Consider the following 11,252-nt stretch of genomic DNA (forward strand, 5'->3'; position numbering starts at 1 on the left):
GGGCGGCGCCCGGCGGTGAGGGTGCGCCAGGTGTGGCCGCCGTTGAGCGCCAGCAACGCATCGGCCGCGGCCGGGCCGGCACTGCCGGCCGGGTACTGCGGGGTCTCGTCGGCCGAGGTCTGCCAGGCGTCGAGGATCGGCTGCACGATGGTCCAGGCCGCCTCGACCATGGTCGCGTCCTGGAACAGGCCGGCCTCGCCATGCATGCAGTCCTGCAGCAGGCGTTCGTAGCCCACCGTGTATTCCTTGGGGAACCAGTCGCGGTAGCGGAAGTCCATGCGCACCGGCGCCAGGCTGACCCGCGCGCCCGGGCGCTTGACGTCGAACTGCAGCGAGATGCCCTCGTCCGGCTGGATGTGCAGCACCAGCCAGTCCGGGCCGTAGCCGCCGATCTCGGCGCTGCGCAACGGTGCCAGCGGCGCCGGCTTGAAGCGGATCGCGATCTCGGTGGTGCGCTCGCGCAGGCGCTTGCCGGTGCGCAGGTAGAACGGCACGCCGGCCCAGCGCCAAGTGTCGACCTGCAGCTTCATCGCCACATAGGTCTCGGTGTTGGAATCCGGCGGCACCGTGTCTTCCTCGCGGTAGCCCGGCACGGCGTTGCGACCGATCGCGCCGGCCGCGTACTGGCCCCGGACCACGTCGGCCGGACTCAGCGGCCGCACCGCCTCGATCACCTCGGCACGCCGGCGCAGCATCGCCGCCGGGGTGAAGGCCGCCGGCGGTTCCATCGCGATCATCGCCAGCAGCTGGAACAGGTGGTTGGGCACCATGTCGCGCAGGCAGCCGGTGGGGTCGTAGAAGCCGCCGCGGCCTTCCACGCCGATGGTCTCGGCCGCGGTGATCTGCACGTGGTCGATGCGGTCGCGGTTCCACACCGGCTCGAACAGGCCGTTGGCGAAGCGGAAGGCGAGGATGTTCTGCACCGTTTCCTTGCCGAGGAAATGGTCGATGCGGAACACCTGGTCCTCGTCCAGCACGCGGCCGACGATGGCGTTGAGCTCGCGTGCGCTCTGCAGGTCGTGGCCGAATGGCTTCTCCACGATCACCCGGCGCCAGCCGCTGCTGGCGCCCTGCTTGACCAGCCCGGCCGACCCCAGCTGTTCGATCACCGGAGCGAAGAAGCGCGCCGCGGTGGCCAGGTAGAACAGCACGTTGCCGCCGGTGCGGTACTGTGCGCCGATCTTCTCCAGCAGCGCGCCCAGGCTGCGATAGGTGGCTGCGTCGTTGAAGTCGCCGCGCAGGTAGTGCAGGCGCGAACGCAGCCAGCCCCACACCTCCTCGTCCAGGCCATCGGCCTTGAACTCTGCGTCGCGGTCGGCCATCAGCCCGCGCATCGCATCGCCGAGCATGCGCCGCCACGCTACTTCGCTGACCGCGCCGTGGTCCACGCCGATCACCGCGAATTCCTCGGGCAGCGCACCGCTGTGGCGCAGGTTGTACAGCGCCGGCAACACCAGGCGCCGGGTCAGGTCGCCGCGGGCGCCGAACACCACGATCAGGCAGGGAGGAGTGGTCTGGGAGGCATCGCTCATGGATGGGTGTCCTGTTCGCCGATCAAGCCATGCAGGCGCAGCGCCGCGTGGACCAGCGCCACGTGCGAATAGCCCTGCGGGAAATTGCCGAGCATGCGGCCGCTGCGCGGGTCGTACTCCTCGGCCAGCAGGCCGACGTCGTTGCACAGCGCGAGCAGGCGCTCGAACAGCGCGCGCGCCTGCTCGCCGCGGCCGAGCAGCGTGTAGTTCTCCACCAGCCAGAAACTGCAGGCGATGAAGGTGCCCTCGCCGGCCGGCAGGCCGTCGCCGCTGGCGTCGTCGGCGCGGTAGCGCTCGACCAGGCCGTCGATGCTCAGGCGGGCGGCGATGGCGTCGGCGGTGGCAGCCACGCGCGGGTCGTCCGGCGGCAGGAAGCCGACCAGCGGGATCAGCAGGGTCGCCGCGTCCAGCCGCTCGCTGCCGTAGCTTTGCACGAAGTAGCCGTCGCGGTGCACGCCCTGCGCCAGCACCTGCGCATGGATCTCGTCGGCCAGCGCGCGCCAGTGCGCGCGTTGCGCGGCATCGGCATCGGTGACGCCGTCGCGCGCGCCGCAGTCGAACGCCAGCCACGCCATCACCTTGGAATGCACGAAGTGCTGGCGCTTGTCGCGGATCTCCCAGATGCCCTCGTCCGGCTCGCGCCAGCGCTGCTCCAGCACCTCCAGCAACTGCCGCGCCAGCGAGCGGCCATGCACCGCCGTGGCCATGCCCTCGTGGTGGCCGCGGTGGAACGCGGCGATCACCTCGCCATAGACGTCGAGCTGGAACTGGCCGACCGCGGCATTGCCCACGCGCACCGGCGAGGCGCCCTCGTAGCCGGGCAGCCAGTCCACCTGCCATTCGGACATGCGCCGTTCGCCGCCGATGCCGTACAGCGCCTGCAACTGGTCGGGCGAGCCGGCCACGGTGCGCTGCAGCCAGCCATGGAACGCGGCAGCCTCGTCGAAATAGCCGGCCGCGCGCAACGCGGTCAGGGTGAACACCGCATCGCGCAGCCAGCAGAAGCGGTAGTCCCAGTTGCGCTCGCCGCCCAGACGTTCGGGCAGCGAGGTGGTCGGTGCGGCGACGATGGCGCCGGTGGGCAGGTAACTCAGGCCCTTCAGCACCACCAGCGAGCGCCGCACCGCCTCGGTCCACGGGCCGGCATGCAGGCAGCGGTGCGACCAGCCGTGCCAGAACGCCTCGGTCTGCGCCAGCGCCTGCTCCGGCGCCAGCAACGGCGGCAGCTCCAACTGCGAGGCGCCGTGGCTGAGCACGAACCAGGTGCTTTCGCCGGCCTCCAGCACGAACTCGGCTTCGGTGGCGAAGCCGTGGCCGTGCATGGCCTGCGGGCTGCGCAGCGCGATCTGGTCCGGCCCGGCCACCGCCTGCAGGCCGCCCTCGATCTGCGACACCCAGGGAATGGTGCGGCCGTAGTTGAAGCGCAGCTGCAGCTGCATGCGCAGCGGCACCCGGCCGTGCAGTCCGCGCACGATCCGCACCACGTGGTTGTGCATCACCTCGTCGTGGCTGGCGACCATGAAGTCGAGCAGCGCCACCGCGCCGGTGTCGGTCTCGAACCGCGTCTCCAGCACCAGACTGCCGTCGCGGTAGGCACGGGTGCTGGTGAAGTCGCCCTGCGGCGCGATCGCCCAGCGGCCGTGGTCGGGTTCGCCGAGCAGGGCGGCGAACAAGGCATCGGAATCGAAGCGCGGCAGACACAGCCAGTCGATCGAGCCGCGACGGTCCACCAGAGCCGCGCTGCGGCAGTTGCCGAGCAAGGCGTAGTCTTCGATTCGCGAGGCCATCGTGGGCGCCGGTGCGGAGGAGCGGCGAGTCTGCCAGCGCCGGTGTTTGCGTCGCGTAATCGCCGCGCGGCGCCGTTCAGGCGCGCGCAAGCGGCCGGCTGCGGCTACACTGCGGCTGCGCATGACTTCCGATCCCGCTGCCGCCGCCCTGCGCACTCTGGTCCTGGAGGACGATCCGATACTGCGCGATCGCATCCTGGTGCCGGGCCTGCGCCGTTTCGGCTTCGCCGCCGACGGCTGCGGCACCGGCGCGGAACTGCAGCAGCGGGTGCAGCGCGAGGGCGCCGAGATCGTGGTGCTGGATGTCGGCCTGCCCGACACCGACGGCTTCACCCTGGCAGGCGCGCTGCGCCTGCAATACCCGGACCTGGGCATCGTCATGCTGACCAGTCTGGGCCAGACCGAGGACCGCATCCGCGGCCTGACCGGCGGCGCCGACGCCTATCTGTCCAAGCCGGTGGAAATCGACCTGCTGGCCGCGACCCTGCACAGCCTGGCGCGGCGCGTGAGCGGGCGCCCGCCTGCGGCGCCGGCGCGCGGGCGCTGGCAGGTGAGCGAAGACGGCTGGTGCCTGCTGTCGCCGTCCGGCGCCGCCGCCGCGCTGACCGGCAGCGAACGCCGGCTGTGCCTGCGCCTGCTCGAGCAACCGGGCCTGCTGGTGGCGCGCGAGGCCTTGATCGCCGCCCTCACCGACCGCGTGTACGACTTCGACGCGCACCGCCTGGATTCGATGGTGCACCGCCTGCGCAGCAAGGTGCAGCGCCGCTGCGGCGAGCCGCTGCCGCTGGCCGCGGTGCACGGCAAGGGCTACATCTTCGATCCCGCCGGCTGACGCGCACCGCGCGCGCGCGGCGCCGCGGCGCGCAGACCATCCAGGCAGGCGCTACATCGCCACCGAATCGGCGTGCGGCAGCACGATGCGGAAGCGCGTGCCCACGCCCACCGTGCTGTGCACCTGGATCCGGCCGCCGGCGCGCACCACCAGATCGCGTACCACCGCCAGGCCCAGGCCGGTGCCGCTGTCGGCGGGCTTGGTGCTGTAGAACGGCTCGAACACCTGCGCGGCCACCTCCGCCGGCATGCCGTGGCCGTCGTCGGCGACCTCGATGACGGTGCCCTCGTCCTCGCTGGACACGGCGATGTCGAAATGGCCGCGGTCGGCGATCGCATCGCGGCTGTTGGAGGCCAGGTTCAGCAGCATCAGGTCGAACTGGCTGCGCTCGAAACGGATCGGCGCCGGCGCCGCCGGCAGCGCGCAGCGCAGCACGATCCGCGCTTCCAGCAACTGCCGCAGCATCGGCTGCAAGGCCTCCACCGCGGCCGCGGCGTCGAAGCGTTCGACATGCTCGGCGTCGCGGCGGCTGAAGCGCAGCAGCCGGCGCACGATGGTCATGCCGCGCTCGGCCGATGCCTCCACCGCTGCGAGGCTGTCCTCCAGCTGTGCGATGCGCTGCGCGTCGCTGGTCAGGTCGTCGTCGTGGCGCGCGGCGGCGAAGCCGGACATCACCGCCAGGATGTTGTTGAAGTCGTGGGCCAGGCCGCTGGCCATGCGCTCGGTGATCTCGCGTTTCTGCACGTGGATCAGCTGGGTCTGTGCGCGTTCGCGTTCCTGCATCTCCTGCTGCAGGCGCTGGCCGCGCGCGTTGGATTCGCGCAGGCTCTCGCGCAGCGCCTCGGTGGTGCGGTCCAGCAGCAGCGTCACCAGCAGGTAACTGAACAGCACCGGCAGCACGTTGAACAGCGCCTGCGCCGGCGCGCCGGCCAGTTCGGCCAGGGCGTCGCGGCCCACGCCGACGCCGAGCATCAGCAGCAAGGCGACGAAGGTGACCCACAGCGCGCGGCGCCCCAGCACCAGGCCGGCCAGGATCAGCACCAGCATCTGCGCCAGTTGATCCGGCAACTGCCGCTGGAAGCCGTGGATGGCGGCGTTGACCAGCAACGAGCCGAGCATCGCCCCGAGCAGCAGCCGCACGCCGCCGCGCAGGGCGCCATGGCGCACGCGCACGAAGCCGATCGCCGCGCACACCCCGATCAGCAGACTCATGGTCAACGAAATCAGCATGCCCGGCGGCAGCGGCTGCCCGCGCAGCTCCGGCCAGGCCAGCACCACCGCCACCACGATCGTGGCGGGAATGGTCACCGCCAGGAACAGCAGCAGCAACTGGATCACCCGCGCATTGCGCCGATCCACCTCGTCCACCAGCGGCGCGCGGCCCAGCCAGTTCCAGAACGCCTTCGCCATGCCGCCGTGCTCCATTCCCGTTCAGTGAGAATCCGATGATGATCATGCGAGAACTTGCAGGTGACAAGCCGGTGACGGCGGGCCTAAGTTCGCATGACGGAACACGCCCGGGGACGACGGCGCTGTTTCCAGACCACTCCAGACCGATGCGGAGGCGCACACGCGCCGCCGACGTCACCTTCTGCCCTGCCGTTTTTTCAGCCCGAGATCGCCATGAACGCATGCTCTTCCCTGCGCGGCACCGCCGCCCGTCATCCGATTCCCCGCGCGTACAGCACCCTGGCCCTGGCCTGCGCGCTGTGCCTGACTTCGACGGCGATGGCGCAGACGCCGACCACCACGACGACCGGCACAGCCCAGTCCACCGGCACCGACGCCACGGCCAGCGACGCCAGCGCCACGCCGGCCGCGACCACCTACGACCCCAGCGTCTACTTCAAAGCCACCGGCAGCGCCGACAGCAACGCCGGCGCCGACGCCGACGGCGACGAAGCGCTGGCCGCCGGCGAGGCCGCCTCGGCGGTCGGCACCGGCACCATCGCGCTCGGCGGCGGTGCGGTCGGCTACGCCAACCACGCGGTGGCGGTGGGCCACAACAGCCTGGCCACCGAGGTCTCCACCACCGCCGTCGGCGGCATGCTCGACCTGGATTTCTCCTACCAGCCCAACGGCGTGGTGATCCTGCAGCAGACTTCGGCCACCGGCTTGGCCGCCACCGCGCTGGGCGCCGGCGCCCAGGCCAGCGGCAAGTACAACGTGGCGGCCGGCGCCGGCGCGATCGCCAGCGACCGCTCCAGCGTCGCCGTCGGCGGCATCGTCGACGTGGGCGAGGAGATGAGTCCGGGCTTCGGCGCCGAAGGCACCCAAATGCAGGCCACGCAGGCCACCGGCCCGCTGTCCACCGCGCTGGGCGGCGGCGCGCTGGCCACGGCCTACAGTTCCACCGCGGTCGGCGCCCTGGCCGAAGCCAGCGCCAACCGCACCGTCGCCGTCGGCACCACCGCGGTGGCCAACCAGTACGCCGCCGTGGCGGTGGGCGCGCAGAGCCAGGCCACCGCCGAGTGGGCCACCGCCTTCGGCAACGGCGCACGCGCCTGGGGCACCCACAGCGTGGCCATGGGCCCCAGCGCGTTCGCCCAGAACGACGACGGCACCGCGGTCGGCCCGGCCGCGTTTGCCGGCGGCGTCGGCTCCACCGCGCTCGGCAACCGCTCCTGGGCCGGCGGCACCCGCAGCCTGGCCCTGGGCGGGGGCATGGTGTGGAACGGCAACTTCTTCCTCGATACGCCGGTGCTGTTCTACGACAGCATCGCCATCGGCACCAAGTCCGATGTGTTCGGCGACCAGTCGATCGCGATCGGCCCCGGCGCGCGGGTCGGCAACTCGCAGTTCGTCAACGACAAGCAGACCATCACCAACAACAGCGTGGCGCTGGGCGCCGGTTCGGTCGCCGAACGCGACAACACCGTGTCCATCGGCGCAGCGGGCGCCGAGCGCCAGCTCACCAACCTGGCCGCCGGCACCATGGATACCGACGCGGTCAACCTGGCGCAGCTGCGCAACGTCGCCGCCGCGTTCGGCGCCGGCAGCGTGGTCGACGCCAACGGCAACCTGATCGGCGGCAATTACCTGGTGCAGGGCACGCACTACACCGACCTGGGCTCGGCGATGGGCGCGCTCGACACCGCCCTCACCGGCTTCGGCAACCGCCTGAACACGATCGGCGGTTCCGGCGGCATCAGCGTCGGCGGCGGCGACGGTGCGGCGAGCGCGCCGAGCACCGGCGCCGGCACCAATGCCGTGGCCGTGGGTTCCGGGGCCACCGCCAACGGCAACAACGGCCTGGCGATGGGCGCGCAGGCGCTGGCCTATGGCCCCAACGACACCGCCATCGGCGGCAACGCCACGGTCAATGCCGACGGCAGCACCGCGGTCGGCGCCAACGCCCGCGTCGCCGCGGTGGCGACCAACGCGGTCGCGCTCGGCGAGAGCGCCAATGCCTCGGCCGCCTCGGCCACCGCGCTCGGCCAGGGCGCTTCGGCCAGCGCCGCCAATTCGGTGGCGCTGGGCCAGGGCTCGGTCGCCAACCGCGCCAACACGGTCTCGGTGGGCAGCGCCGGCAACGAACGCCAGGTCGCCAACGTCGCCGCCGGCAGCGCCGACACCGACGCGGTCAATGTGGCGCAGATGCGTGCCGGCAACAGCGCCACCCTGAGCAGCGCCAACGCCTACACCAACACCCGCATCACCGCGCTGGACGACAGCTTCAACCAGTTGCGCACCGACACCGAGCATCGCCTCGACGGCATGGACCGGCGCATGGACCGGCTCGGTGCGATGAGCGCGGCGATGCTCAACATGGCGGTCAACGCCGCCGGTACGCAGAGCCCGCGCGGGCGCGTGTCGGTCGGCGCCGGCTTCCAGGGCGGGCAGCAGGCGCTGTCGGTCGGCTATGCCCGCAAGATCGGCGCGCGCGCCTCGTTCAGCCTGGGCGGCGCGTTCAGCAGCGGCGAGTCCTCGGCCGGCATCGGCGTGGGCATCGATCTGTGACGTCACGCGGCGCCGCGCGCGCCGCCGTTTTCTTCTTCTCACCTCTCTTTCCAGGATCCGCAGATGATGTCTTCCAATACGCTCGCCGCTGCCCTCGCCGCCGTCCTGTTCGCCGGTGGCGCGCAGGCGGCCTCCCCCACCATCGGCCTGGGCGGTGTGCAAGGTCCGGTGCCGCAATCGGCCAGCGCCAACGACCTGGGCCAGCGCTTCATCGTCAAGACCCGTGACGGCGGCAGCCAGGCGCGCAGCCTGCTGGCCAGCACCCTCAGCAGCGCGGTGGCGCGCAGCGGCATGCAGCGCGCGCAGATCGGCAGCGACGGCCTGACGCTGCGCAGCGCCGTCAGCGCCAAGGTGCTGCGCGACATGGCGGTGCCGGGCTGGCATGTGGTGCAGACCTCGCGCCACCTCAGCGACAGCGAGCGCACCGCCTTCATCAACGAGCTGAAGGCCGATCCGTCGGTGGTGTCGGTGCAGGTCGATCGGCTGTACCGGCGCCTGGACGAGGCCAGCGTGCGCCTGCCGGCCGCCATCGCGGCCGCCGCCTCCACCACCCCCAACGATCCGGCCTACGCCAAGCTGCAGTGGAACTTCCACGACCCGGTCGGCGGGGTCAACGCCGAGCAGGGCTGGACCCGCTCCACCGGCAAGGGCGTGGTGGTGGCGGTGGTCGATACCGGCGTGGTCAAGGACAACCCGGATCTGGCCGCCAACGTGCTGCCCGGCTACGACATGATCACCGACCACCGCGTCTCGCGCCGCGACACGGACGGTCGCGTGGCCGGCGGCTACGACCTGGGCGACTGGGTGGAAGCCGACTACTGCACCGCGCTGGGCGCGTCCGGCAATGCGCCGGCGCCGAGTTCGTGGCATGGCAGCCATGTCTCCGGCACCATCGCCCAGGTCACCAACAACAACCTGGCCACGGCCGGCCTGGCCTACGATGCCAAGATCGTGCCGGTGCGCGTGCTCGGCTCCTGCGGCGGCTTCGGCAGCGACATCGCCGACGGCATGCTGTGGGCCGCGGGCCTGCCGGTGGCCGGCCTGCCGACCAACCCGAACCCGGCCGAGGTGATCAACATGAGCCTGGGCAGCGGCGCGCCGGACACCTGCCCGCAGATCTACCAGGACGCGATCGACCAGATCAACGCCAAGGGCACGATCATCGTGGTCGCCGCCGGCAACTCCAACGCCAATGCCGCCACGTACACCATGTCCTCCTGCAACGGCGTGATCAGCGTCGGCGCCTCGCGAGTGAACGGCGGCCGCGCCAGCTACTCCAACTACGGCACGCGCGTGGACATCGCCGCGCCGGGCGGTGGCGGCGACGTCGACGGCAACCCGAACGGCTACATCTTCCAGGTGATCAACGGCGGCACCCAGAGCCCGACCGGCGACTGGCAGATCGGCGGCATGGCCGGCACCTCGATGGCCTCCCCGCACGTGGCCGCGGCGGTGGCGATGGTGCAGAGCGTGGCCAAGACGCCCTTCAGCTGGACCGGCATGCGCGACCTGCTGCGCGCCAGCGCGCGGCCGTTCCCGGTGGCGATCCCCACCAGCACGCCGATCGGCGCCGGCATCCTGGACGTGGACATGCTGCTGCAGATGGCCACCACCCCGCCGTGCGATCCATCCGACAGCAGCTGCGTGCCGCCGACCAAGACCCTGGTCAACAAGGTGGAGATGCGCGGCATCGGCAGCCAGGGCGGCGATGCGCTGTACAGCTTCCAGGCCGCGGCCGGCACGGTGGTCAGCTTCATGACCTTCGGCGGCACCGGCAACGTGGCGATGTACGTGTCGGCGGGCAAGACGCCGACCAGCAGCAGCTACGACGCGCGTTCCACCCGTGCCGGCACCACCCAGGCGGTGCGCCTCACCCCGTCCAGCGCCACGACCTACTACGTGCGCCTGAGCGGCAGCTACAGCGGCCTGACCCTGGTCGGGCGGCAGTAACGCCCGATCGCGCGGCGGCGCCGTTCGCAGCCGCGCCACGTGCGCGGGAGGAGAACCTCCCGCAGCGGTTCCGAAAGCAGCGACGTGCCTACCATGACGCAGTTCGCCCGCCTTCCGGCGGGCATTTTTTGCTGGATGGTGCACGGCGGTACGGCGCGAGACCGCAAGCCCCTCTCCCACCGGGAGAGGGGTTGGGGTGAAGGGTGCGGCACGAGGCGCGGTGCAATGGGCGAGGCGAGGCGGCGCCCGACCCTCATCCGACCCTCATCCGGCCCTCCGGGCCACCTTCTCCCGGTGGGAGAAGGAAGAGCGTTAGCGGCTTTCGCGCAGGAACCGCGCCATCGACGACACTCCCGGCAGCGCCGGCTGGAACTGCCCGGCGACGTCGACGAAGCCGCGCATCACCGCGATCTCGCGCGGGGTGCGGTTCAAGGTATCGCGCAGTTCCGGATCGGCGCCGGCGCGCAGCAGGCGCTGCACCAGCAGCGGCAGGCCGTGCAGCGCAGCCAGGTGCAGCGGGCCGAAGCCGCGCGGATCCTGCACCTCCAGGCTGACCTCCTCGTCGAGCAGGCGCTCGACGCCGGCCAGCACCACCGGCTCCTCGCAGGCCGTGCCCGGTTCAGCGCGCGCGCCCAGCAGCAACAGCAACGGCGTCACCCCGCCGGCGGAACCGCGGTCGGCCTCGGCGCCGGCCAGCAGCAGCGTGTCCAGCAGGGCCAGCAGGCGCGACTTGTCGCGCGCGGTGAAGCCGTACAGCGCGGCGCAGTGCAGCGGGGCCAGTTGCTGGGCGTCGCCGGCATGCACGTCGGCACCGGCGGCCAGCAGCCGCGCGGCGATGTCCGGCAGACCCAGCGCGCAGGCCAGCATCAGCACGGTGACCCCGCCCGGCAGGCGGTGTTCGATCTGCGCGCCGGCCTGCAGCAATGCCGCGACGATCTCGGTCTGGCGCATGCTCACCGCCGCCGACAGCGGCGTGGCGCCGCTGGCCGCGGCGTGCTGCAGATCGGCGCCGCGCGACAGCAACAGTTTCACCGCCTCGGCATGGCCGCCGCCGGCGGCGCGCAGCAACGCGGTGCAGCCCTGCGCGTCCACCGCATCCACCGGCAGGCCGAGGTCGATCAGGCGGCGGATCGCCTCGGCGTCGCCGACCATCGCCGCGGCCGGCACGTCGGCCTCGCGCAGCGGGCGCCA

At 71.9% G+C, this 11,252-nt stretch carries 7 protein-coding genes; 3 read left to right on the forward strand and 4 right to left on the reverse strand.

Translation table 11 applies throughout. The features are described 5' to 3' along the window. Together zwf and D183_RS0108520 are read right to left on the reverse strand one after the other, a co-directional pair. Positions 1-1,532, reverse strand: a 1,532-nt coding sequence (gene zwf / locus D183_RS0108515; RefSeq protein WP_017908631.1) for a glucose-6-phosphate dehydrogenase, incomplete at its 3' end; no start/stop codon positions are given. Continuing rightward, positions 1,529-3,319 carry a glycoside hydrolase family 15 protein gene (locus tag D183_RS0108520; protein WP_017908632.1) on the reverse strand — a complete coding sequence of 597 codons (1,791 nt, stop codon included), beginning with the start codon at positions 3,317-3,319 and terminating at the stop codon, positions 1,529-1,531. The genes D183_RS0108520 and zwf, both read right to left, overlap by 4 nt. Positions 3,320-3,440: 121 nt before the next feature. On the opposite strand from D183_RS0108520, the gene D183_RS0108525 reads away from it, so the two are divergent. Continuing rightward, positions 3,441-4,151, forward strand: coding sequence for a response regulator transcription factor (locus D183_RS0108525; RefSeq protein ID WP_017908633.1), 711 nt, complete (start codon positions 3,441-3,443; stop codon positions 4,149-4,151). Between the two features lie 51 nt (positions 4,152-4,202). Here the strand turns inward: D183_RS0108525 and D183_RS0108530 are convergent, their stop codons facing one another. After that, positions 4,203-5,561 (reverse strand): sensor histidine kinase, encoded by a 1,359-nt coding sequence (locus tag D183_RS0108530; protein ID WP_039726625.1) that lies wholly within the window; start codon positions 5,559-5,561, stop codon positions 4,203-4,205. Positions 5,562-5,774: 213 nt separating this feature from the next. Here D183_RS0108530 and D183_RS0108535 point away from each other — a divergent pair, with 213 nt between their 5' ends. Continuing rightward, positions 5,775-8,111 carry a YadA family autotransporter adhesin gene (locus D183_RS0108535; RefSeq protein WP_017908634.1) on the forward strand — a complete coding sequence of 779 codons (2,337 nt, stop codon included), beginning with the start codon at positions 5,775-5,777 and terminating at the stop codon, positions 8,109-8,111. Between the two features lie 63 nt (positions 8,112-8,174). Beyond that, positions 8,175-10,061 carry a S8 family serine peptidase gene (locus D183_RS0108540; RefSeq protein ID WP_017908635.1) on the forward strand — a complete coding sequence of 629 codons (1,887 nt, stop codon included), beginning with the start codon at positions 8,175-8,177 and terminating at the stop codon, positions 10,059-10,061. Positions 10,062-10,373: 312 nt separating this feature from the next. On the opposite strand, the gene D183_RS28160 is transcribed toward D183_RS0108540, so the two are convergent. Beyond that, a partial coding sequence (locus tag D183_RS28160) for an ankyrin repeat domain-containing protein (protein WP_017908636.1) occupies positions 10,374-11,252 on the reverse strand: 879 nt, incomplete at its 5' end.

The organism is Xanthomonas sp. SHU 199, assembly GCF_000364665.1.
GTDB lineage: Bacteria > Pseudomonadota > Gammaproteobacteria > Xanthomonadales > Xanthomonadaceae > Xanthomonas_A > Xanthomonas_A sontii.